General features: G+C 71.9%; 14 protein-coding genes, 1 tRNA gene and 2 pseudogenes. 10 read left to right on the top strand and 7 right to left on the bottom strand.

What is annotated here, in order from left to right; translation table 11 throughout:
* Window positions 1-104: 104 nt before the first annotated feature.
* The 3 genes from mfd to EKH77_RS12700 all read right to left on the bottom strand — a co-directional run bounded on the left by mfd (window position 105) and on the right by EKH77_RS12700 (window position 7,337).
* Window positions 105-3,635 carry a transcription-repair coupling factor gene (mfd, locus tag EKH77_RS12690; protein ID WP_126914503.1) on the bottom strand — a complete coding sequence of 1,177 codons (3,531 nt, stop codon included), beginning with the start codon at window positions 3,633-3,635 and terminating at the stop codon, window positions 105-107.
* A 346-nt stretch (window positions 3,636-3,981) separates the two neighbouring features.
* Window positions 3,982-6,552: an ABC transporter permease gene (locus tag EKH77_RS12695; protein ID WP_126914504.1), complete on the bottom strand. Its 2,571-nt coding sequence runs from the start codon at window positions 6,550-6,552 to the stop codon at window positions 3,982-3,984.
* Window positions 6,549-7,337 (bottom strand): ABC transporter ATP-binding protein, encoded by a 789-nt coding sequence (locus EKH77_RS12700; RefSeq protein WP_126914505.1) that lies wholly within the window; start codon window positions 7,335-7,337, stop codon window positions 6,549-6,551. Before EKH77_RS12700 ends, EKH77_RS12695 begins: the two co-directional genes overlap by 4 nt.
* A gap of 462 nt (window positions 7,338-7,799) precedes the next feature.
* Here EKH77_RS12700 and EKH77_RS12705 point away from each other — a divergent pair, with 462 nt between their 5' ends.
* Window positions 7,800-9,614, top strand: a complete 1,815-nt coding sequence (locus EKH77_RS12705; RefSeq protein ID WP_240667335.1) for a lytic transglycosylase domain-containing protein — start codon at window positions 7,800-7,802, stop codon at window positions 9,612-9,614.
* Window positions 9,615-9,674: 60 nt separating this feature from the next.
* On the opposite strand, the gene EKH77_RS12710 is transcribed toward EKH77_RS12705, so the two are convergent.
* The 3 genes from EKH77_RS12710 to EKH77_RS12720 all read right to left on the bottom strand — a co-directional run bounded on the left by EKH77_RS12710 (window position 9,675) and on the right by EKH77_RS12720 (window position 14,372).
* Window positions 9,675-10,565 carry a cellulose-binding protein gene (locus EKH77_RS12710; RefSeq protein ID WP_126914507.1) on the bottom strand — a complete coding sequence of 297 codons (891 nt, stop codon included), beginning with the start codon at window positions 10,563-10,565 and terminating at the stop codon, window positions 9,675-9,677.
* Between the two features lie 193 nt (window positions 10,566-10,758).
* Entirely contained in the window at window positions 10,759-13,386 is a 2,628-nt protein-coding gene (locus EKH77_RS12715) for an SUKH-4 family immunity protein (protein WP_126914508.1), read from the bottom strand.
* On the bottom strand, window positions 13,380-14,372 hold the full coding sequence (locus EKH77_RS12720) for an SMI1/KNR4 family protein (RefSeq protein WP_126914509.1): 993 nt from the start codon (window positions 14,370-14,372) through the stop codon (window positions 13,380-13,382). The genes EKH77_RS12715 and EKH77_RS12720 overlap by 7 nt, the downstream gene beginning before the upstream one ends.
* A gap of 332 nt (window positions 14,373-14,704) precedes the next feature.
* Here EKH77_RS12720 and EKH77_RS12725 point away from each other — a divergent pair, with 332 nt between their 5' ends.
* From EKH77_RS12725 to EKH77_RS12735, 3 genes are all read left to right on the top strand, one after another.
* On the top strand, window positions 14,705-15,235 hold the full coding sequence (locus tag EKH77_RS12725) for a YwqJ-related putative deaminase (protein ID WP_126914510.1): 531 nt from the start codon (window positions 14,705-14,707) through the stop codon (window positions 15,233-15,235).
* Window positions 15,236-15,244: 9 nt separating this feature from the next.
* Window positions 15,245-15,751, top strand: coding sequence for an SUKH-3 domain-containing protein (locus EKH77_RS12730; protein WP_126914511.1), 507 nt, complete (start codon window positions 15,245-15,247; stop codon window positions 15,749-15,751).
* A gap of 270 nt (window positions 15,752-16,021) precedes the next feature.
* Window positions 16,022-17,230, top strand: coding sequence for an IS110 family transposase (locus EKH77_RS12735; protein WP_126914512.1), 1,209 nt, complete (start codon window positions 16,022-16,024; stop codon window positions 17,228-17,230).
* A gap of 74 nt (window positions 17,231-17,304) precedes the next feature.
* Here the strand turns inward: EKH77_RS12735 and EKH77_RS12740 are convergent.
* Window positions 17,305-18,680, bottom strand: a pseudogene (locus EKH77_RS12740) (sensor histidine kinase).
* 167 nt (window positions 18,681-18,847) lie between these two features.
* Here EKH77_RS12740 and EKH77_RS12745 point away from each other — a divergent pair.
* The 6 genes and pseudogenes from EKH77_RS12745 to pth all read left to right on the top strand — a co-directional run bounded on the left by EKH77_RS12745 (window position 18,848) and on the right by pth (window position 23,438).
* Window positions 18,848-19,528 carry a hypothetical protein gene (locus EKH77_RS12745; protein WP_126914513.1) on the top strand — a complete coding sequence of 227 codons (681 nt, stop codon included), beginning with the start codon at window positions 18,848-18,850 and terminating at the stop codon, window positions 19,526-19,528.
* 23 nt (window positions 19,529-19,551) lie between these two features.
* Window positions 19,552-19,624: transfer RNA gene (locus EKH77_RS12750), tRNA-Gln, on the top strand.
* 118 nt (window positions 19,625-19,742) lie between these two features.
* Window positions 19,743-21,200 carry a bifunctional UDP-N-acetylglucosamine diphosphorylase/glucosamine-1-phosphate N-acetyltransferase GlmU gene (gene glmU, locus EKH77_RS12755; RefSeq protein WP_126914514.1) on the top strand — a complete coding sequence of 486 codons (1,458 nt, stop codon included), beginning with the start codon at window positions 19,743-19,745 and terminating at the stop codon, window positions 21,198-21,200.
* A gap of 73 nt (window positions 21,201-21,273) precedes the next feature.
* Window positions 21,274-22,251 carry a ribose-phosphate diphosphokinase gene (locus EKH77_RS12760; protein ID WP_126914515.1) on the top strand — a complete coding sequence of 326 codons (978 nt, stop codon included), beginning with the start codon at window positions 21,274-21,276 and terminating at the stop codon, window positions 22,249-22,251.
* Between the two features lie 219 nt (window positions 22,252-22,470).
* Window positions 22,471-22,752, top strand: a pseudogene (locus EKH77_RS12765) (50S ribosomal protein L25); the annotation flags it as partial.
* 95 nt (window positions 22,753-22,847) lie between these two features.
* Complete coding sequence (gene pth / locus EKH77_RS12770; RefSeq protein ID WP_126914516.1) at window positions 22,848-23,438, top strand: aminoacyl-tRNA hydrolase; 591 nt, start codon at window positions 22,848-22,850, stop codon at window positions 23,436-23,438.
* Window positions 23,439-23,483 lie beyond the last annotated feature (45 nt).

The following is a 23,483-nucleotide window of genomic DNA, read 5'->3' on the forward strand; positions in this document are numbered from 1 at the left end:
GCGGGTGCGTCGTGGCTGGGCGCGCCCACGCGGCGGTAGCCGCATATCGGCGCTGCCCCGCGCCCCTTACGGGGCGCTCAGGACGGGGCGCCCCTTACGGGGCCTCAGCCCAGGATCGTCGTGAGGAACTCGCCCGTCCACGCCAGCAGCTCGCGGCCCACGAGCGGCTTGCCGCCGATGGGCCGGGTCGCCGGGCGCGGCACCAGGATCTGCTGGGCGGCCGGCTTCATCACCGTGCGCGGGTACAGGCGCTTGAGGCGCAGCTCCTGGGACTCGCGCAGGTCCACCGGGCCGAAGCGGACGTTGGGGCCTTGCAGGGTGATGTCGCTGACGCCGCAGGCACGGGCGAGCATCCGCAGTCCGGCGACCAGCAGCAGGTTCTCCACGGGCTCCGGCAGCTTGCCGTAGCGGTCGGTGAGCTCCTCGCGGACCGCCTTGATGTCCTCCTCGCTGTTCGCCGAGGCGATGGCCCGGTACGCCTGGAGGCGCAGCCGCTCGCCCGGCGCGTAGTCGTGCGGGACGTGCGCGTCGACGGGCAGCTCGATCTTCACCTCGAGCGGCGCCTCCGCCTCCTCCCCGCCGCCCTCGACCGAGGCCCGGTAGTCGGCCACGGCCTCGCCGACCATCCGGATGTACAGGTCGAAGCCGACGCCCGCGATGTGGCCGGACTGCTCGCCGCCGAGGAGATTGCCCGCGCCGCGGATCTCCAGGTCCTTCATGGCGACGTACATGCCCGCGCCCATCTCCGTGTGCTGGGCGATGGTGGCCAGCCGCTCGTGCGCCGTCTCCGTGAGCGGCTTCTCCGGCGGGTAGAGGAAGTAGGCGTAGCCGCGCTCGCGGCTGCGGCCCACCCGGCCGCGCAGCTGGTGGAGCTGCGACAGGCCGAAGTTGTCGCCGCGCTCGACGATGAGGGTGTTGGCGTTGGAGATGTCGATGCCCGACTCGACGATCGTCGTCGAGACCAGCACGTCGAACTTCTTCTCCCAGAAGTCGACGACGACCTGCTCCAGCTGGCTCTCGCCCATCTGCCCGTGCGCCGTGGCGATGCGCGCCTCCGGCACGATCTCGCGCAGCCGCGCGGCGGCCCGGTCGATGGACTCCACCCGGTTGTGGATGTAGAAGACCTGGCCCTCGCGGAGCAGCTCGCGCCGGATCGCGGCGCCGATCTGCTTCTGGTCGTACGGCCCCACGAACGTCAGCACCGGGTGCCGCTCCTCCGGCGGAGTGGTGATCGTGGACATCTCGCGGATGCCCGTGACCGCCATCTCCAGGGTGCGCGGGATGGGCGTGGCGGACATCGTCAGCACGTCGACGTTGGCGCGCAGCTTCTTCAGCTGCTCCTTGTGCTCGACGCCGAAGCGCTGCTCCTCGTCGACGATGACCAGGCCCAGGTCCTTGAACTTCGTCTCGGACGAGAACAGGCGGTGGGTGCCGATGACGATGTCGACCGAGCCCTCGCGCAGGCCCTCCAGCACGGCCTTCGCCTCGGTGTCCGTCTGGAAGCGGGACAGCGCCTTCACGGACACCGGGAACTGCGAGTAGCGCTCGGAGAACGTGCCGAAGTGCTGCTGGACGAGGAGGGTGGTGGGCACGAGCACGGCCACCTGTTTGCCGTCCTGCACGGCCTTGAAGGCCGCGCGGACCGCGATCTCGGTCTTGCCGTAGCCGACGTCGCCGCAGACCAGGCGGTCCATGGGGACGGACTTCTCCATGTCCTCCTTGACCTCGGCGATGGTGGTGAGCTGGTCGGGCGTCTCCGCGTAGGGGAAGGCGTCCTCCAGCTCGCGCTGCCAGGGGGTGTCCGGCGCGAAGGAGTGGCCGGGGGCGGCCATCCGGGCCGAGTAGAGCTTGATGAGGTCGGCGGCGATCTCCTTGACGGCCTTCTTGGCGCGCGCCTTGGTCTTCGTCCAGTCGGCGCCGCCCAGCCGGTGGAGGGTGGGGGCCTCGCCGCCCACGTACTTGGTGACCTGCTCCAGCTGGTCGGTGGGGATGTAGAGGCGGTCGCCGGGCTGGCCGCGCTTGGCGGGGGCGTACTCGACGAGCAGGTACTCGCGGGTGGCGCCCTGGACGGTGCGCTGGACCATCTCCAGGTAGCGGCCGACGCCGTGCTGCTCGTGGACGATGTAGTCGCCGGCCTGGAGGGTCAGGGGGTCGATGGTCTTGCGGCGGCGGACCGGCATCCGGCCCAGGTCCTTGCTGGCGGACTTCTGGCCGGTGAGGTCGGCCTCGGTGAGCACCGCGACCTTCAGGGCGGGGTCGACGAAGCCGCTGTCGAGGCTCGCGCAGGAGACGTGGACGACGGCGGGCGTCAGCTCGGGCAGGTCCGCGTCGAGGCGGGCCGGGATGCCCTCGCCCGCCAGCACCTCGGCCGTGCGGGAGGCGGGGCCGTGGCCCTCGGTGAGGAAGACCGTCCGCCAGCCGTCGGCGACCCAGCCCTTGGTGTCGGCCAGGGCGCGGGCGGTGTCGCCGCGGTAGGTCTCGGGGGCGTGCATGCCGAGCGTGAGGGTGTCGCCGTCCAGGTCCTCGCCGGCGGCGAAGGGACTGACCGACCACCACATCATGCCGAGCTCGCGGGCCCGGTCGCGGACGTCGGCGATGCTCCACAGGGACGCGGCGTTCACGTCGATGGGGGCCTCGCCGCCGCCGGCCGTGGCGGCCCACGACGCCTGGAGGAACTCCTGGGAGGTGGCCACCAGGTCGGCGGCCCTGGTGCGGACCCGCTCGGGGTCGCAGACCACGGCCATCGCGCCGGCCGGCAGCACGTCCAGGAGGAGCTCCATGTCGTCGACGAGGACGGGCGCGAGGGACTCCATGCCCTCGACCGCGATCCCCTCGGCGATCTTGCCGAGGAGCTCGCCCAGCTCGGGGTGTTCCTCGGCGAGGGCGGCGGCCCGCTCGCGGACGTCGTCGGTCAGCAGCAGCTCGCGGCAGGGCGGGGCCCACAGGCCGTGCTCGGAGACCTCCAGGGAACGCTGGTCGGCGACCTTGAAGTAGCGGATCTCCTCGACGTCGTCGCCCCAGAACTCGACGCGGAGGGGGTGCTCCTCGGTCGGCGGGAACACGTCGAGGATGCCGCCGCGCACGGCGAACTCGCCGCGCTTCTCGACCAGTTCGACGCGGGCGTACGCGGCGGCGGCGAGGGCGTCCACGACGACTTCGAGGTCGGCGGCCTGCCCGCTGCGCAGGCTGACGGGCTCCAGGTCGCCCAGGCCCTTGACCTGCGGCTGCAGCACGGAGCGGATGGGCGCGACGACGACGCTGACGGGCCCGGCGGCCGGGTCGTCCCCGCTCGGGTGGGAGAGGCGGCGCAGCACGGCGAGGCGGCGGCCGACGGTGTCCGAGCGCGGGGACAGCCGCTCGTGCGGCAGCGTCTCCCACGCGGGGTACTCGACGACGGCGTCCGCCGGGAGGAGCGAGCGCAGCGCCGCCGCCAGGTCCTCGGCCTCCCGGCCGGTGGCGGTCACGGCGAGCACGGGGCGTCCCGCGTTCCGGGCGAGCGCGGCGATCGTGAAGGGACGCGCGGCGGGCGGGCCGACCAGGTCGACGTGCGGCCGGTTGCCGTCGCCCGCGGCCTTCACCGCCTCGGCGAGCGCCGGATCGTTGACGACGGCGTCGAGCAGACCGTGCAGGCTCATGAAGTGCATCCCGTCCCGGGGGTGGACAACGCGACTAGCCCGACGCGGGCTGGGTGGGGCCTGTGCCGGGGCTTCCAGCCTACGACGGGGCACCGACAGGTGCCGGGTGTCCCTTGGGGCGGGGCGGGCGTCCCCGGGGGCGGTTCGGCACCGCCGGGCACGTTGCGGGTGGCTGGGCGCCGTCGCGGCGGGGGAGGCCCCGGTCCCGCCGCGACGGCGCCCGGCCACCGCCAAGGCGTCCGGCGGTGCCGAACCGCCCCCGGGACGCCGCCGGAACGGCGAACGGCCCGGACTCGCACCCCCGTGGCGCGTCCGGGCCGTCGTTCCCCTGCGGGTGGCAGCCGGGCTAATCCGTCGCGATCGCCTTGAGGACGTTCATCCGCCCCGCCCGGAACGCCGGGATGAGCGCGGAGAGCAGGCCCACGACCGCCGAGCCGAGGAAGACCGTGATGATCGTCGGCCAGGGGATGTCCAGCACGCCCAGGCCCTGCGTGGCCAGGAGGCTCTGGGAGGTGGTGCCCCAGGCCATGCCCAGGCCCAGGCCGAGCAGGGCGCCGAAGAGGGCGATGACGACCGACTCGAGGCGGATCATGCGGCGCAGCTGGCGGCGGGAGAGGCCGATGGCGCGCAGCAGGCCGATCTCGCGGGTGCGTTCGACGACCGACAGGGCGAGGGTGTTCACGACGCCCAGGACGGCGACGATGATCGCGAGGGCCAGCAGGCCGTAGATCATGTTGAGGAGCTGGCCGACCTGGTCCTGGATGAGCTTCTTGTAGTCGGCCTGGTCGCGGACCTTGACCTGCGGGTAGTCGGCGACGGCGGCCTTGAGGGAGGCGGCCGCGTCCTTCGCGTGGCCGTCCGTGGCCTTGGCGAGGATGAGCATGTCGAGCGGCATCTTGTCCGCCGGCAGGTACTGCCGGGCGGTGTCGAGGCCGATGAACATGCCGCCCTTGTTGATGCTGGTGTCGTCGGAGGTGATGGCCTTGACCTGGAGGCGGGCCTCGCGGGCGCCGGTCATCGTGACGGTCAGCCGGTCGCCGAGCTTGATCCCGTGGTCCTTGGCGAAGCCCTCGGGGACGGTCATGGCGTCCTTGCCCCAGGCGTCCGCGAAGGTGCCCTGGACGGTCTCCGTGCGGAGGTCGTCACCGTAGGTGGGCTCGGAGGCGTTCAAACCTTGGGTGACGGACGTGCCGTCGGGGAGGGCGAGCCGGGCCTTGACCGTGGTGATGGTCGTGAAGTGGGCGATGCCGGAGGCCCGGCGGACGGCCTTGCTCTGGGCCGGGGTCAGCGGCCCGTTGTCGCTCTGGACGATGAAGTCCGCGCCGACGGACTTGTCGAGCTGGTCCGTGGCCGAGGCGACCATGGAGGAGCCGACCACCGACAGGGCGGCGACCAGCGCGAGCCCGATCATCAGGGCGGAGGCGGTGGCGCCCGTGCGGCGCGGGTTGCGCAGGGCGTTGCGTTCGGCGAGCCGGCCGACGGGGCCGAAGGCCCGCAGGACGACGGCGCTCAGCACGCGGACCACGAAGCCGGCCAGCAGCGGGCCGACGACCACGAGGCCGACGAGGGTGAGCAGGACGCCCAGCCCCAGCAGGCCCGAACCGGCCGAGGGCGTGTCCGCGTTCGCGGCGGCCAGCAGCGCGGCGCCGCCGGCGGCCGAGACGACGAGTCCCACGACGGCCCGGACCTTGCCGGCCTTGCCGTCGGCGGGGGTGCCCGCGTCGCGCAGGGCGGCGATCGGGGAGATCTTCCCGGCCCGCCGGGCGGGCAGGAAGGCGGCCAGCACGGTGACGACGACGCCGAGGACCAGGCCCACGACGGGCGTGGTGGCCTTGACGGTGAGCTCGGAGGTGTCGAGGTTCATGCCGGTGGAGCCCATGAGCTCCATCAGCCCCACGGCCAGGGCGATGCCGCCGCCGATGCCGAGCACCGAGCCGACGACGCCCAGGAGGACCGCTTCCACCAGCACGGACCGCAGGACCTGCGAGCGGCTGGAGCCGATGGCCCGCATCAGGCCGATCTCGCGGGTGCGCTGGGCGACGAGCATGGAGAAGGTGTTGACGATGAGGAAGACGCCCACGAGGACGGCGATGCCGGCGAAGCCCAGCAGCGCGTACTTCATGACGTCGAGGACGGAGCCGATGTCCTTCTTGTTCTCCGCCTTGCTCTCGGCGGCGGTGCGGATCGCGTAGTCCGCGCCGTCCTTGCCGAGGGCGGCGGTGACGTTCCGCTTCAGCTGCTCGTCGCTGACGCCGGGGGCGGCGGTCAGCCCGTAGCCGCTGTAGGCGCTGTCGCCGCCGAGCAGCCGCGCCTGGGCGGTGGGGGTGTCGAAGTAGAGGACGGCCGCGCCCGGGTTGGTCGTCTTGTACGTGGCGATGCCGACGATCGTCACGGAGAAGTCGCCCGGAGCCGCCATCACGCGGACCCTGTCGCCCGGCTTCAGGCCGTGCTTGGCGGCCGTGTCGGCGTCCAGGACGGTCTCGCCGGGGCCGTGCGGCTCGTGGCCGCTGGTGATGTCGACGGACTTCTTCTGGCTCTCGTCCCAGTTGGTGCCGACGGTGGGGGCGCCGGACTCGGGGCTGATGCTCTTGTTCTTCGCGTCGGCCGCGGTGATCTGCCGGCTGGTGGCGTGCGGCTCGACCTTGGCGACACCGGTCACCTCGGTGAGGCGGGACGCCAGGGACGCGGGGACGGTCTCCGGCCGGCCGGTCTCCTGCGCGTCGTCGTCCTTCTTCGGGGAGACGCTGACGTCGGCGGCGGTGGAGGCGAAGAGCTTGTCGAACGTGGCGTTCATGGTGTCGGTGAAGACGAGCGTGCCGCACACGAACGCCACCGACAGCAGGACGGCGACGGCGGAGAGCGCCATGCGTCCCTTGTGCGCGAGAACGTTGCGCAGGGAGGTCTTGAGGACGGTCACGACACCCGCCCGCGGGCGTCGAAGTTCTTCATGCGCTCGAAGACGGCCTCGGCCGTCGGGGAGTACATCTCGTCGACGATGCGGCCGTCCGCGAGGTAGAGGACGCGGTCCGCGTAGGAGGCGGCGACGGCGTCGTGCGTCACCATGACGATGGTCTGCCCCAGTTCGTCCACGGAGCGGCGGAGGAAGCCGAGGACCTCGGCGCCGGCGCGGGAGTCGAGGTTGCCGGTGGGCTCGTCACCGAAGATGATCTCCGGCCGGGCGGCGAGGGCGCGGGCCACGGCGACGCGCTGCTGCTGACCACCGGAGAGCTGGTTCGGGCGGTGCTTGAGCCGCCCGGACAGGCCCACGGTCTCCACGACCCGGTCCAGCCACTGCTGGTCGGGCTTGCGGCCGGCGATGTCCATGGGAAGCGTGATGTTCTCGATGGCGTTGAGCGTCGGCAGCAGGTTGAACGCCTGGAAGATGAAGCCGATCCGGTCCCGGCGCAGCCGCGTCAGGTGCTTGTCCTTCAGGCCCGTGATCTCGGAGTCGTCGATGAATATCTGTCCCGACGACACCGTGTCGAGGCCGGCCAGGCAGTGCATCAGCGTGGACTTGCCGGAACCCGACGGGCCCATGATGGCCGTGAACTGGCCACGGGCGATGTCCACGTCCACGTGGTCGAGGGCGACGACCCGGGTCTCCCCGGACCCGTACGCCTTGACGACCTGCCGGGCCCTCGCCGCGACGGCCGCTCGACCTCCGGTGTCCCCGGCCTTGGGAATGGATACAGCGGTTGTCACGGTGCGGTTCTCCTATGAGCTCATGCGAGGGCCCCGGATGCGGGGTGGTGTAACGGGTTCAAGGGTGCTGAATGACGGTGGCGGCGGGCGATGGTGCCAATACGCCTCTCGGTGGTGGGGACAACCCCACCCCGGCACTGCGGCCGCCCCTAGAAATCTAGGCACCGGCCGGGCCCCGCTCCTCCTCCTGCGGTACGAACCGGAGGGAGGAGAACGTACGGCGATACCCCTAGGGGTTCGCAGGGCCGACCCTGACGGAAGCCGGAGATCCGCTACGCACCGAGGCGGAACTGTCCACTCCGGAAGGTCACTTGCGGAGGAAGGCCCGGCGAAGAATCTGTGAAGCCAGTCCCCGGACAAGACAACTGCGGCCACTGGGAATTAGTGTTCGGGTCTATGGCCGAGGGGGGAGACGGGCGACCCCCTTCACACGGCCGCCGGTCTCCCGAGGAAGCAGCCTCCGTGAAGATACTTCGTACCCGCGCTGCGAGCGTCTCCCGCCAGGGACTGTGCACTGCTCTGCTCGTCGCCAGCCTCACGACCGCCGCGGTGGGCGCCAGCCCCGCCAGCGGCGCGTTCGGCGGCGACCCGTCCCCCGGGCCCGACAATCCGCAGCGGAAGCCGCACGGCGTCCCCAACCTCACCCTCCCCGACCTCGTCCCGCGCCCCGGCGCCTCCGGCAAGCCCGGCTCCCCCGCCGGCCGCGGTGACACCCCCGACGGCAGCACGGGCATCCCGGTGACCGCCCTCGCCGCCTACAAGAACGCCGAGAAGCTCGCCGCCGAGCGCTACCCGGGCTGCCACATCCCCTGGCAGCTCGTCGCCGGCATCGGAAAGGTGGAGTCCGAGCACGCCGCCTCCTACGGGCTGCGCTCGGACGGCACGACGGAGAGACAGATCCTGGGGCCCCGGCTGACGGGCGGCCAGTTCGCGGAGATCAAGGACACCGACGGCGGCCGCTGGGACGGCGACGCCCAGTACGACCGTGCCGTGGGGCCGACCCAGTTCATCCCCTCCACCTGGGAGAGCTACGGCGTCGACGGCAACGGCGACGGCAAGGCCGACCCCAACAACATCTTCGACGCGGCCGCGGGCACCGCCCGCTACCTCTGCGCCGGGAACAAGGACCTGCGCGACCCCGCCGACCTCGACCGGGCCATCCTCAGCTACAACAACTCCCGCGAATACGTGAACGCCGTGCTCGCGTGGATGCGGACGTACCAGAGCGGCCAGGTCGGCGCCACACCCGACACCGGCACCGGCACCGGGACGTCCACCCCGCCGTGGAGCGGCCCGAAGCCCACGCCGCTGCCCTCGAACGGCAACAACGGCGGCAGTGGCAACGGCGGTACGAACGGCACCAAGCCCAGCCGGCCGGGCACGCCGTCGACGCCCACGACCCCGGACAAGCCCAAGCCCAAGCCGGATAACCCGAGCAAGCCCGACAACCCGGACAAGCCCGGTGGTGGCGGCGACAAGCCCACCCCGCCCAAGCCGCCCGCCGTCTCCCGCCTCGACCGCGTCGGCGACGAGCAGCTGACGGCCACGGCGGGCGAGACCTTCGCCGACCAGCCGGCCGTCCGCGCCCTGACCGCCGACGGGAAGGCCGCCCCGGCGGGCACCCGCGTCACGTTCGAGATCGTCGGCCTGAGGACCGAAGCCCGCTTCGAGGACAAGAGCCGCACCGCCACCGTCACCGTCGACAAGGACGGCAAGGCCGTCGCCCCGAAGCTCACCGCGGGCAGGATCGCCGGCGACTTCACCGTGCGCGCCACGGTCGACGGCAAGGGCGGCGCGAAGATCACCACCGACTTCGCCGGCACCGTCAAGGCCGTACCCGCCCCGCGTGCCACCGCTCTGGAGCGCGACGGCAAGGACGACCTGACGGCCGCTCCGAAGAGCTCCTTCAAGGAGCAGGTGACGCTCAAGGCCATCGACAAGGACAAGGGCAAGGCCGCCGCCGGCGCGATGGTCACCGCCACCATCCTGCAGAGCGACAAGAAGACCCCCGCCACCACCGGCCCGTACTTCCTGGACGGCGGCGACACACCGCAGCGCCGGGTCACCCTCGTCAAGACGGACGAGAACGGCTACGTCACCCTGCCGATGCTGTTCACGGACGAGCACGCCGGAACGTACATCCTGCACCTGACCACGACCGACGGCGCGATCCTCGACCTGGAGCTGACCGTCACGGCCACCGCGACGGCGACGCCGACCCCGGCACCGGCCACCACCCCGGCCACGCCCTCGGCGACCCCCGCCAAGAAGCAGTAGCGCGAGCACACGCACAACGGCCCCGCCCCCCTCACGGGGAGCGGGGCCGTCCGCCACTCACTACTCGTTCGCACCCACGTCCTCGGCCACCGGCTTGCCCGTCAGGGCCGCCAGACTGTGCCGGACGTGCGCCATGTGCGACTTGAGCTCCTCACGCCGCTCCTCGTGCTCCCGCAGCACCCGCTCGGTGTCCCGCGCGATGCGCTCCTCACGCACCCGCGCCTGCGCGATCACCGCCGCCGCCTGCGCCTCCGCGTCCTCCTGGCCGTGCCGCGCGGCCTCCTCCGTGTCCGCGTACCGGCGCCGCGCGTCACCCAGCGCCGTCCGCGCGTACTCCTCCAGCGCCGCCACCCGGGCGTCCATCGCCGCCTCCCGCTCGGCGATCTCCCGCCCCGCCGCGTCCCACCGCTCGGCGTGTTCCTTCTCCTGCTCCGCCAGGATGTGAGCGCTGCGCTGCTTCATCTCCTTCAGCGCCGCCAGCGACTCCTCACGCCGCTGCGTCGTCTCCTGACGCACCGTGGACCGCAGATCGTCCGCGACCGTCTGCGCGGCGAGCTGCGCCTGCCGCGCCCACTCCTCCGCCTCCGCGCGCACCGCCACCGCGTACTCGTGCGCCGAATCCCGCACCGAACGCGCGTGGGACTCCGCCGCCTCCTGAAGACCCAGCGCCTCGGCCTCGGAACGCTCCCGCAGCCCCGCCGCCTCCAGCTCCGCCGTCGTCACCAGACCCTGCGCACGCGGACCGAGCGTCTCGTACGTCTGCGGCGGAAGCTTCGCGACGACCTGGGCGAGGCGCCGCACCTCGTCCTCCATCTCACGCGCCAGGACCGTCAGCCGAGCCGCCCGCTCCCAGGCGGAATCCCGCTGGCGAGCGCACTCCGCCACCGCGCGGTCGACCTGCTCGGGCCGGTAACCACGGCCTCGTACGACAGCGAAACCGTCAGGAGACACCGGTGAACTCATCCTTGTAGCCCCTTATATCCGGAAATCCGGTATGCGACAGGTCGGCGTCCATCATTCCCGGACAACCGGAGCGCCCATGACGCGACACTCCGCACTCCACGACGCCCGGCGCCCGGCCCCGAACCGGGGACCGGGCGCACCACGCCGTCCGGGCACGCCTCACCGACCGCTGGACCGGCCGCTAGAAGAGACCGTCCCACATCTGCTCCAGCAGCACGGCCCACCAGTTCTCCGGCGTGGCAAGAGCGGCCGGGTCCAACGCGGCCAGCTGCTCCTGAAAGTCCACGGTCCAGCGCCCGGCCTGCTCCGGCGTCAACCCGTAACGCCACCGCCACATCTTCCCGAGCAGCGCCAAAGAGCGAACGAACTGGGGAAGGCTCGTGTTGACGAACTGCGGCGGCACGGGCTGGCCGTCCGGCCCCGCCTCGAGGGGCACCGCCACGATGTGCGCCGTACCGTACTGCACACACAGCTGACGGCCGTAGTCCCCGCCCATCACCAGGTACGAACCCGCGTCCGCCGCCGGTCGCACCCCACGCTCGGCGGCGAGCTCCGCCAGCGTCGGCACGGGCCGGCCCGGCTGCGCCTGCGCCCAGAAGAACGGCCCGAAGTCCACCGGCAGCCCCGCCCAGACCAGCGTCTGCGCGACGACCTCCGGCACGCCCTGCCGCGACACGGCCCGCTGGTCGAACCGGAACACACCCTGCGGACCGAACGCCTCCGCCAGCTCCCGCCCGATCACGTCCGGCCCGACCGGCGGCGCCGGCTGGACCCGGCCCGGATGCGGGGCCGGCACCGGATTCGGCGCGGGCCGCGCCGGACCGTCCGCCACCTGATGCAGCTCACCCTGGTGCGCCACGAGATGACGCATGCCCTGCTGACGGGTCGCGTGGTCACGCCCGTACGGCGCGGTGTGACTGATCCGCACCTGCGGCCACGTCTCCCGGACCATCCGCGCGCAGTACCCGCCCGGCAGATCACAGGACTCCAGCTCCGTGTGCAGCTCCAGCACCTGCTGCGGCGGCACGTTCATCGCCCGCAGCTCATGCAGGATCTGCCACTCCGGATGCGGCGTGCCCGGCGCACTGCGCCGGATGATCTGCTGCTCGGACCCGTCCTGCGCACGGTAACGGAGCACGGCCATGTAGCCGGGCCCGACGGTGGGCAGCCCGGTGGGCGCGGGGGCGGCCTGCGGGTAGCCGTAGGCGGGGGCGGCGCCGGGGGCCTGCGGCGGCTGCGGCGCGCCGGGCGCCTGGGGCGGCGTGCCGGGCGCCTGGGGCGGCGTGCCGGGGAGGCCGGGGGTGCCGGGGCCGGCGAGCATCGTCGCCGCCGCGTGCACACCACCGCCGGGCGGCTGCGGCGGCGCGGCGGGGGCGCCGGGAGCACCAGGGGCTCCCGGCATACCGGGCCCGCCCGGGCTCGCCAGCATGGTCGCCGCGTGGGCGACCCCGCCCGGCCCCTGCGGGGTCCCGGGCTGCGCGGGGGCGCCGGGCGCGCCGGGCGGGGCGGGGGGCACGGGACCGCCGGGGCTCGCCAGCATCGTGGCGGCGGCGTGGGCGTCGCGGCCGGGGGTTTGGGGGGTGGCGGCGGGGTCGGCGCCGGGGGCACCAGGGACCGGTGGCATGCCGGGCTGGCCGGGGGCACCGGCGGGGGCGGGGACGCCCGGAGCACCCGGAACCGGCGCGCCCGGGGCCTGACCCGGGGCAGCCGGAACACCCGGCGCCGGGACGGGCGGGACACCCGGCCGGCCGGACTGGGCCGGGGCCTGCGGCGCACCGGGCTGACCGGCGGCGGAAGCCGACGGCATCCCCGGCTGCGCCGGGGCACCCGGAACCGGCGGCACGGCGGGCTGACCCGGCATGCCCGGAACCGGCGGCATCCCCGGCGCGGCACCCGGAACCGGCGGCACGCCGGGCTGACCGGGGGCACCGGACGCCTGCGCGCCCGGCACGCCAGGCTGACCCGGGACACCCGGCGCGGCGGGCGCACCCGGGACACCGGGCGCCTGCGCACCCGGCGCGTCCAGGCCGTCGATCGCCGGGGCGATCGCCGTGCGCGGCAGGGCGCTGCCCTGCGGCAGGAGCTCGGTCTTGGCCTCCGGGCGCGTGCTCGGCGGCGGGGTGTCGTCGAGGTCCGAGCCCGAAAGGGCGGGAGCCAGGACCGTGGCGGGCAGGCCGACGGACAGGTCGTCGTCATCGTCGTCCGGCCGGACGTCCGCCCCCGCCCACGGCTCGGCCGCACCCGGCGCCGCCGCAGCGTCCTCCGCGGAAGCCGGCGCCTTGACCAGCCCGGGACCGGGCACGGACGAAGGCGCGGCCACAGGCTCAGGCGCGTCAGTCACAGGCTCGGGCTTGACCTCCGGCTCAGCCTCCGGCTGCGCGGGCACCGACACCTGCGACGACGACCCCGACCCCGACCTCCGGTCCGGAATCCCCATCGCGTCCGCCGCGTCCTGCAGCCACTGCGGCGGACTCAGCAGGAACGACGTCGCCTCCAGGTCGAGCCGCCGCGGCGCGGCGTCACCCGACCCCGCCGCGGGCTGCTCCTCCACCGTCCCGTACTCCTCCTCGTACCGCCGGATCACCTCGCCCACCGGCAGCGCGGGCCACAACGTCGTCTCACCGCTGTCCCGCGCGATGACCAGCCGCACCCGGCCGCCGTCGCCCCGAGGGCCGTCCTCACGGTCCTCCGCCCAGCAGACGAAGCCCAGATCGAACTCCCGGACCTGCACCTCCCGCTGGAGATAGGCCGGCACATCGCCGTTGACCCAGCGCTCCGCGCGCTCCTGCGCCTGCGCGAACGTCACCATTGCGCCGATCGTCCCTCCACCGGGACGGCGTGCGCGAAGCCACCGTCCACCATCAGGTTCGCCACCGTCTCCAGCTCCGGCGGACCACCCGCCAGCCGCGACAGGAACACGTCGAAGTCCTCGCCGCAGGGCAGCAGCAACCGCTCCACCCTGTCCCGCACCGTCCAGCCGTCACGGTCGCGCGCGTCGTCGTACGGGCAGAACCACACCGAACCGGTCGCCTCGCCCCGGACCTTCACCGCCAGCACACCGCCCTGCACGAAGGCGACGCCCAGATAGTCCTTGGTGAAGTGGTCACGCAGACACTTGTTGACGTACACGAGGTCGTTGACCGCCGCCTCGTCACGAACCGTGAAGAACGGCTGGTCCAGCAGCAAACCCAGCTCCGCGTCGAGCGCGGCGCCCACCGGCGCGCAGCCGCCCGCCGCCTTCAGGAACGCCCGGTACGCACCGGGCAGCCGGTAGCCGAGATCCTCCTCGACACCCTGGACCTGCTCCTCCGTCACCGCCAGATCCCGCTGCGGCAGCGCGAAATGCACCGGACGCGTCTCCTGCAGCGGACGCGTCCCCCGCTTCTCCTGATCGACGGCGGCCGAAGCCAGCCCACCGTGATGCCGCAGCAACGCCTTGACCTCCACGGGAACCAGCTCCAGCCGGCGCGTCCCCGCGACGTGGTGCCACGTCCAGCCGTGCGGCGTCACCACCGGCGACAGACTCGCCCACAGCTCATGGCCGTCGGCATGCTGCGCGGCGTTGGCCGACACATAGTCGGTCAGCCGCAGCTCGTCGACGCCGAAACCCTCCGGCGGCTCGGCGATCTCCGCGGCCGCCCGCGCATACGGCGAGAAGTCCGGCAAACCGTCGTCGTCGACGCGCACGCCCTTGGGGTGACGGCTGCGACGCACCGGATCCGGGAAGTGCACGACCTGCCCGGCATAGGCCGCGTTCGGTGGCGCGGCCTGCTGCCCGAGCCGACCTGTCGTCATGGCGGAAGCCCCCTGCTGAACTGTCTCCCCCACCGGACCCCGAAGAGCCCCGCGGGCCTGCTGAACACCCCGGCCATGCGGCGAACGCCGGGAACACTCGTGCCCGACAGCCTATGCGCTGCCGCAAGAAGCACCCCGCCCGCGAAGCCGCACCCGTATGCGAATGCGTACGAACCCCGTGCACCGACGACCGGGACGCGACGACTAGTGACCTCACGGTGACCGTTCGACACACCAGACCCGTACAACCCCGACCTGCCTTCCACACCCGCCGCCCCGTTTGGCAGGCTGATCCCCGCAACAGGGGGATTGCACGGGAGGGAAGAACCGCCATGCACACGACTCAGGAACGGCACACCGACACGAGCGCCCCAGGCGACCCCCGGCTCACCTGGAGCTCCACCGAGGACGCCGAGCGCCCGCCCGCCCTGCTCCACCGCCGCGACGGCTTCCTGCCCGCCGTGGCCGCCGCCCTGTCCGTCCGCGGCGAAACACTCACCTGCACCGCGGCCAAATCCGACCAACCGCCCAGACTCCACCCCCTCGTCCAGGACTTCCTCGACACCCTCACCCACGAACGCCGCGAACGCTTCACCGGCCGCTGCCCCGAAGCCGTCCTCCTCACCCGCTACCTCACCGCCCACGAAGCCGGCCGCAGCAAACGCGCCGCCCGCAAACCCCTCACCCACGGCGAAGCACGCCGCGCCCTCAAACAAGCCAAGGTGACCGCCCGCCACATCCGCGAGGACGGCGACCCCCGCCACGGCGGCTACGCCCCGCCCTGCCGCTCCTGCACCGAACTCCTGGCCCACTTCGGCGTACGGGCCGTCGACCCCGCCGCCCCCACCAACGGCAGGAACTGACCCCCCACCATGCGCGCATTCGACCGCACCGCCACCGACCGCTTCCCCGTCGCCGTCGACGCCGCCCTCCGCGAATCGGGCTGGCAACCGGGCCGCTGGGACATCAAGGCCGCCGAGAACTGGGCCGACGCACTGCGCGCCCACGTCTCCCCCGCCGGACACCGGCACACCGTCTTCCCCGCCGCCGTCGAGGCCTGGGCGGAATTCGGCGGACTGCACATCACCGGGGCAGGACCGGGCCGCCACATCGCCCCCACCCCCTTCCACATCGACCCCCTGCACGGCCTCCACCTCGCCCGCACCGTCGCCGACCTCGGCCGCGCGCTCGGCACCGAGGTCTGCCCCCTCGGCCAGGAACTCGACGGCCAGGCCCTCCTCGCCATCGACGCCCACGGCCGCGTCTACAGCCTTGACCACACCGGGGACTGGTACCTCGGTTCCGACATCGACCACGCGATCGGAACCCTCGTGACCGGCGTCAGGCCATCACGACTGTCGGCGGCCGGACCGCTCTAGCGGGAGCCCCCGTTATGTTCTCCGTGGTCCTGCAAGAGGGCCGCTGGCCTCCGGGTCCGGCATGACTGTTCCCCCCTGTCGAACGGATGACCTGGGGGGTGGTGTCACCGGGCCCGGGAGGTGCCGTCGGAGACGCTGATAAGAGGTCCGACTACCGCCTGGCCTGGTGCAACGCCAGGCCGCTCGCGGGCGGCAGGTCTGCATAACGTGGATGCGCGCGTACGACACCGACGCCGAGGCCAGCACCGGCAACGTTCCTGGAAGGGTGCGATGTTCGACACCGAAGACGTGGGCGTCTTCCTCGGCCTGGACGTCGGCAAGACCGCTCACCACGGCCACGGACTCACCCCGGCCGGCAAGAAGGTCTTCGACAAGCCGCTGCCCAACAGCGAGACGAAGCTGCGGGCGGTGTTCGACAAACTGACCGCCAAGTTCGGCACCGTGCTCGTCGTGGTGGACCAGCCCGCATCCATCGGCGCCCTCCCGCTGACCGTCGCCCGCGACGCGGGCTGCCAGGTCGCCTACCTGCCCGGACTGGCCATGCGCCGGATCGCCGACCTCTACCCCGGCGAAGCGAAGACCGACGCGAAAGACGCCGCGGTCATCGCGGACGCCGCCCGCACCATGCCGCACACCCTGCGCTCGCTGGAACTCACCGACGAGATCACCGCCGAGCTGACCGTGCTGGCCGGCTTCGACCAGGACCTCGCCGCCGAGGCCACCCGCACCTCCAACCGGATCCGCGGCCTGCTCACCCAGTTCCACCCCAGCCTCGAACGCGTCCTGGGGCCACGTCTCGACCACCAGGCCGTGACGTGGCTGCTGGAACGCTACGGATCCCCGGCCGCCCTGCGAAAAGCCGGACGCCGCAGGCTCGTGGAACTGATCCGGCCCAAGGCTCCCCGCATGGCCGCCCGGCTGATCGATGACATCTTCGACGCCCTGGACGAACAGACGGTCGTGGTTCCGGGGACCGGCACGCTCGACGTGGTCATCCCGTCCCTGGCCCGCTCGCTCACGGCCGTGCACGAACAGCGCCGGGCCCTGGAAACCCAGATCAAGACCCTGCTGGAGGCTCACCCTCTTTCCCCGGTCCTGACCTCGATGCCGGGGGTCGCGGTCAGGACCGCAGCCGTCCTGCTGGTCACCGTCGGCGACGGCACCAGCTTCCCCACCGCCGCCCACCTCGCCTCCTACGCCGGCCTCGCCCCGGCCACCAAGTCGTCCGGGACCTCGATCCACGGCGAACACGCACCCCGAAGCGGCAACCGGCAGCTCAAACGGGCCATGTTCCTGTCCGCGTTCGCCGCCCTGCACGACCACGCCTCCCGCACCTACTACGACAAATGCCGGGCCCGGGGGAAAACTCATACGCAAGCCCTCCTCCGCCTCGCCCGGCACCGCATCAGCGTGCTCTTCGCGATGCTCCGCGACGGCACCTTCTACGAACCACGCACCCCCGAAACCACCCCCGCATAACCCACCCAGCCTTGACGAAGGACATAGAGGCCCCCCCCGGCCGGGGCGGGGCAAACCCCCGCCCCCGGAACCCGCTACGCCGCCGCCGCGTCCGGAATGACCGCCGACACCCGGAATCCCCCCGCGTCCGTCGGCCCCGAAACAAACACCCCGCCCAGCGCCGTCACCCGCTCCCGCATGCCCACCAGGCCATTGCCACCACTCGGCAACCCCGCGTCCGTACCCGCACCGTCCGACGGCCCGTTCTCCACCTGCAGGGCCACCTCCGCGTCCCGGTGCGCCAGCCGCACGACCGCCTTGGCACCCGGAGCGTGCTTGTGGACGTTCGTGAGCGCCTCCTGCACCACCCGGTAAGCGGTCCGCTCCACACCCGGCGCGTACGAACGCTCCGCGCCCACCACCGACAGCTCCACGGCCATCCCCGCCTCCCGGGACTGACCCACCAGGTCCTCAAGCCCCTCCAGCGTCGGCCCGCCGTCCACCACGGCCACCACGGGGGCGCCCGGCACGCTCGCCGCCGCACCCGACGCCGCCCGCACCCGCGCCGACGCGGCCACCGCCACCTCCGCCAGCCGCTGCGACTCCGCCGCCCCCGGCCGCTCGGCAGCCGGCGCACCGTCCTGCGACGTCCGCAGCACGCCCAGCATCTCCCGCAGCTCCGTCAGCGCCTGCCGCCCCATGTCACCCACCAGCCCCGCGTTCCGCGAGGCCTTCTCCGGATCCTTCAGAGCCACAGCCTGCAACGCGGCAGCGTGCACCACCATCAACGAGACCCGGTGCGCCACCACGTCGTGCATCTCCCGGGCGATCCGGGTCCGCTCCTCGTTACGGGCCCACACGGCCCGCTCCTCCGCCCGGTCGGCCAGCAGCGACAGCTCCCGCTCCAGACCGTCCGCCCGCTCCCGCAGACTCTCCACCAGCCGACGTCTCGCCCCCACGTACAGCCCCATCAGCACCGGAGGCGCGGTCAGCCCCAGCGCCAGCAGCACGGAGATCGCGAGCATCGACCACCAGCCAGGGTGGTAACCGTCCTGCGCCATGTCCTGATGGAACCGGGCCACCGCCACGACCAGCGTGCCCAGCAGCGACGCCGCCGACAGCACCACGATGATCCGCCGGGGCACCTCGGAGGCCGCCAGCGAGTAGAGACCGACGATGCCGAGCAGGAAACCCAGCTCGGCCGGAGTCGTCGCTATGGAGAGCAGCACCACGGCGACCGGCCAGCGCCGCCGCACCACCAGAGCGGCCCCCACGGGCACGCCTATGAGCCCCCGAGCACGGCGGGCATCCCCACCTCGTGCGCGAAGGAGACGCCCTCCAGCAGACACTCCAGAGCCGACACCAGAGCCAGCGCCACATCGAGCACCATGCTCCGCCGCCGAGCCCACCACCACGGCCCGGAGGGCGCGCCCCGCGCGCCCTCTTCCACGATTGCCCCCGTTGCGGTCATACCACCCAGACTACGGGCGGGCGCCATCGGTTTTCCCGTGCGCGCGGCAGCCACGTGGGTGCACGGAGCGGATCCGAACGGGGGCGAAAGCTGCACGTTTCGCCCGAACTGTTGAATCGATCGCGGATTCGATGCGTCCGGTGGGGCCGGGCGCGGAGGCTGGCGTCATGGTTCCACCGAAGACGGACATGCAGGCCCGCGCCCGCGAGCTACGGCTGGCCGGGAAGACGTACGACGAGATCGTCGCCGAGCTGGGTGTGGCGAAGAGCTCGGTGTCGCTGTGGGTGCGGGATCTTCCGAAGCCGCCGAAGACACACCAGCAGATGCACGAGATGCGGGAGGCGCGCTGGGTCCCGCACAGACGGGCTCAGGCGATCAAGCGGATCGCGACGAAGCTGGAGGCCGCGTACGAGATCGGCCGGATGACGGACCGCGAGCTGTTCCTGGTCGGAGTCGGGCTCTACTGGTCCGAGGGCGCCAAGAGCAAGCCCCACCGGCTCAGCGAGCGCGCCACCTTCATCAACAGCGACCCCGGGATGATCCGGGTGTATCTGGCGTGGCTGGCACTGCTCGGCGTGGAGCCGGAGCGGATTCAGTACCGCGTGATGATCCACGAGAACGCCGACATCACACGGTCCGAGAAGTTCTGGGCGGATCTGGTCGGCGTCGACACCGCGACGCTCAAGAAGACGACCCTGAAGAAACACAACCCGAAGACGGTCCGAAAGAACGTGGGTGAGGACTACCACGGCTGCCTCGTCATCGACGTCCTGAAGAGCGCCGATCTGTACCGTCGCATCGAAGGCTGGTGGTACGGCATAGTAGTGGGGGTCGAGGCGGCGATCTAGGAATCGTCCGTTTTGGCCTGCTTTCCGCCGTAGTGTAATTGGCAGCACGGGAGCTTTTGGTGCTCTTCGGTCCGGGTTCAAGTCCTGGCGGCGGAGCTTAAAGTTCGAATCCCCGGGTCCTGACCTCCCAGGTCAGGACCCGCGCGCGTTTCGACCTTCTTACGCCCCGGTATCCTGCGGATGTCCACCCCCCTCGAAGCCGAAGGGCACACCCGTGAGCGCCAACCGCCCGGCAGCCGTCGTCGTCCTCGCAGCGGGTGAGGGCACCCGCATGAAGTCCGCGACCCCCAAGGTCCTCCACGCGATCTGCGGCCGCTCCCTCGTCGGGCACGTCGTCGCCGCCTCCCGTGAGCTCGACCCCGAGCACCTCGTCGTCATCGTCGGCCACGCCCGTGAGCAGGTCTCCGCGCACCTCGCCGAGATCGACCCCGAGGTCCGTACCGCCGTGCAGTACGAGCAGAACGGCACCGGCCACGCCGTGCGCATGGGCCTGGAGGAGCTGTCGAACAGCGGTATCGCCCTCGACGGCACCGTGGTCGTCGTCTGCGGCGACACCCCGCTGCTGACCGGTGAGACCCTGAAGCGCCTGGCGGACACCCACGCCGCCGACGGCAACGCCGTGACCGTGCTCTCCGCCGAGGTGCCGGACTCGACCGGCTACGGCCGCATCGTGCGGGACGAGGCGACCGGTGCCGTGACCGCGATCGTCGAGCACAAGGACGCCACCGACGCGCAGCGCGCCATCCGTGAGATCAACTCCGGGGTGTTCGCGTTCGACGCCCAGCTGCTGACCGACGCGCTCGGCAAGGTCCGGACGGACAACAGCCAGGGCGAGGAGTACCTGACCGACGTCCTGGGGATCCTGCGCGAGGCCGGGCACCGGGTCGGTGCGGCCGTCGCGGGTGATCACCGGGAGATCCTGGGCATCAACAACCGCGTCCAGCTCGCGGAGGCCCGCAAGCTGCTCAACGAGCGGCTGCTGCACGACGCGATGATGAGCGGTGTGACGGTCGTGGACCCGGCGACCACCTGGGTCGACGTGACGGTGACGTTCGAGCCGGACTCGCTGGTGCAGCCCGGCACCCAGCTGCTGGGGGCCACGCATGTGGCCTCGGGTGCCGAGGTCGGCCCGAACACGCGGCTGACGGACACGACGGTGGGCGAGGGTGCCCGGGTGGACAACACCGTGGCGGACTCCGCCGTCATCGGCGAGGGCGCGCTCGTGGGCCCGTACGCCTACCTGCGGCCGGGGACGAGGCTGGGCCGGAAGTCCAAGGCCGGTGCCTACGTCGAGATGAAGAACGCCGAGATCGGCGAGGGGACGAAGGTCCCGCACCTGTCGTACGTGGGCGACGCGACGATCGGCGAGTACACCAACATCGGCGCCGCGAGCGTCTTTGTGAACTACGACGGCGTGGCCAAGCACCACACCACGATCGGCTCGCACTGCCGGACCGGATCGGACAACATGTTTGTGGCTCCGGTCACGATCGGGGACGGCGCGTACACCGCCGCCGGCTCGGTCATCACCAAGGATGTGCCCCCGGGCTCGCTGGCCGTCGCCCGTGGCCAGCAGCGGAATATCGAGGGCTGGGTGGCCCGCAAGCGTCCCGGGAGCGCGGCCGCGCAGGCCGCTTCCGCGGGCCTGCCGGACACCGGCGACGAGCAGTGACCGTGACACCGGCACGCCGCGCGGGGCGTACCGTGATAAGCGCACACAAAGCGACATCCAAGGAGACTGTGCTGTGACCGGGATCAAGACGACCGGCGAGAAGAAGCTGATGCTCTTCTCCGGCCGCGCCCACCCCGAGCTTGCCGAGGAGGTCGCGCACCAGCTGGGCGTCGGCCTGGTCCCGACCAAGGCCTTCGACTTCGCCAACGGCGAGATCTATGTCCGCTTCCAGGAGTCGGCGCGTGGCGCCGACTGCTTCCTGATGCAGAGCCACACGGCTCCCATCAACAAGTGGGTCATGGAACAGCTGATCATGATCGACGCGCTGAAGCGCGCGTCGGCCCGCAGCATCACGGTGATCCTGCCGTTCTACGGCTATGCCCGTCAGGACAAGAAGCACCGCGGTCGTGAGCCGATCTCGGCCCGTCTGATCGCGGACCTGATGAAGACGGCCGGTGCCGACCGCCTCCTGACGGTCGACCTCCACACCGACCAGATCCAGGGCTTCTTCGACGGCCCGGTGGACCACCTGTTCGCGCTGCCGATCCTGGCGGACTACGTGGGCGCCAAGGTGGACCGCGACAAGCTGACGGTCGTCTCCCCGGACGCCGGCCGTGTGCGTGTCGCCGACCGCTGGTGCGACCGTCTGGGCGCGCCGCTGGCGATCGTCCACAAGCGTCGTGACAAGGACGTCGCCAACCAGGTGACCGTTCACGAGGTCGTCGGTGACGTCAAGGGCCGCGTGTGTGTGCTCGTCGACGACATGATCGACACGGGTGGCACGATCTGCGCCGCCGCCGACGCGCTGTTCGCGCACGGTGCCGCGGACGTGATCGTGACCGCGACGCACGGTGTGCTGTCGGGTCCGGCGGCGGACCGTCTGAAGAACTCGAAGGTGAGCGAGTTCGTGTTCACGGACACGCTGCCCACCCCGGGCGAGCTGGAGCTCGACAAGATCACGGTGCTGTCGATCGCGCCGACGATCGCCCGCGCCGTGCGCGAGGTCTTCGAGGACGGTTCGGTCACGAGCCTCTTCGACGAGCTGGGCTGAGTCGGGCCGAGTGCTGTAACGATCATGCAGTCGCGTCGGTGACGCGGTGATCGATTTCTGAGCGGCCTCCCCCGCCGGGTAGACTCCTGGAGTTGCTCGGCGAGGGAGGCCGCACTGCTGTTCGCAGTGTGCGGCGGTCCGTTATCGACGCGCTCTTCGTAGCAGGCCTGTCGTGGGCCGGGTGACCGTCCACAACAGCTGTTACTCGAGGAGTGCACCATGGCTGAGATCAAGCTCACCGCCGCCGTCCGCACCGACTTCGGCAAGGGCGCCGCCCGCCGTATCCGTCGCGCCGACCAGGTTCCCGCCGTCGTCTACGGCCACGGTGCCGAGCCGGTTCACGTTTCCCTGCCGGGTCACGACCTGATGATGGCCCTGAAGAACCCGGGCGTCGTCCTCTCCCTGGACATCGAGGGCCGCAACGAGGTCGTCGTCCCGAAGCAGGTTCAGCGCGACCCGCTGAAGGGCTTCCTGGAGCACGTCGACCTGCTGGTCGTCAAGGCCTGAACCACGCCCCTCGCGGGTTTTCTTTCCGACCGCCGTCCCGTTCCCTCGCCGGAGCTGGGCGGCGGTTGGCGTATGAAGGAGGTATGCGCATGACGGACGACTCCAGCCCCTGGCTGATCGTGGGCCTCGGCAATCCCGGCCCGGAGTACGCGGGAAACCGCCACAACGTGGGGTTCATGGTCGCGGATCTGCTGGCGGAGCGGATGGGCGGCAAGTTCAAGGCGCACAAGGCGCGGGCGCAGGTCGTCGAGGGCCGGGTCGGCCCGCCGGGGCCGGGGAGCCGCCGGGTGGTGATCGCCAAGCCGATGTCGTTCATGAATCTGTCGGGTGGTCCGACGACCGCGCTGCGCGACTTCTACAAGGTGCCGGTGGAGCGGATCGTGGCGGTCCACGACGAGCTGGACATCGATTTCGGGCAGCTGCGGCTGAAGCTCGGTGGCGGGGACAACGGCCACAACGGTCTGAAGTCCATCACCAAGGCGATGGGGCCGGACTACTGCCGGGTGCGGTTCGGGATCGGCCGGCCGCCGGGGCGGATGCAGGTGGCGGATTTCGTGCTGAAGGACTTCTCGTCCACCGAGCGCAAGGAGCTGGCCTTCGAGGTCGACCGTGCGGCGGACGCGGTGGAGACGCTGATCGTGGACGGTCTGGAGCGGGCGCAGAGCACGTACAACTCGTGACCGGGTGCGCCGGACGGGCAGGGATCGTCGCGATCCCTGCCCGTC

Source organism: Streptomyces luteoverticillatus, from assembly GCF_003970715.1.
In the GTDB taxonomy this organism is placed as follows: Bacteria; Actinomycetota; Actinomycetes; order Streptomycetales; family Streptomycetaceae; genus Streptomyces; species Streptomyces abikoensis.

Excerpts from the sequence above, each read along its gene's own strand:
- EKH77_RS12735 (WP_126914512.1), top strand. The coding sequence starts at position 16,022 with ATGTTCGACACCGAAGACGTGGGCGTCTTCCTCGGCCTGGACGTCGGC.
- pth (WP_126914516.1), top strand. The coding sequence starts at position 22,848 with ATGACGGACGACTCCAGCCCCTGGCTGATCGTGGGCCTCGGCAATCCC.
- EKH77_RS12745 (WP_126914513.1), top strand. The coding sequence starts at position 18,848 with ATGGTTCCACCGAAGACGGACATGCAGGCCCGCGCCCGCGAGCTACGG.
- EKH77_RS12725 (WP_126914510.1), top strand. The coding sequence starts at position 14,705 with ATGCACACGACTCAGGAACGGCACACCGACACGAGCGCCCCAGGCGAC.
- EKH77_RS12720 (WP_126914509.1), bottom strand. The coding sequence starts at position 14,372 with ATGACGACAGGTCGGCTCGGGCAGCAGGCCGCGCCACCGAACGCGGCC.
- EKH77_RS12730 (WP_126914511.1), top strand. The coding sequence starts at position 15,245 with ATGCGCGCATTCGACCGCACCGCCACCGACCGCTTCCCCGTCGCCGTC.
- EKH77_RS12715 (WP_126914508.1), bottom strand. The coding sequence starts at position 13,386 with ATGGTGACGTTCGCGCAGGCGCAGGAGCGCGCGGAGCGCTGGGTCAAC.
- mfd (WP_126914503.1), bottom strand. The coding sequence starts at position 3,635 with ATGAGCCTGCACGGTCTGCTCGACGCCGTCGTCAACGATCCGGCGCTC.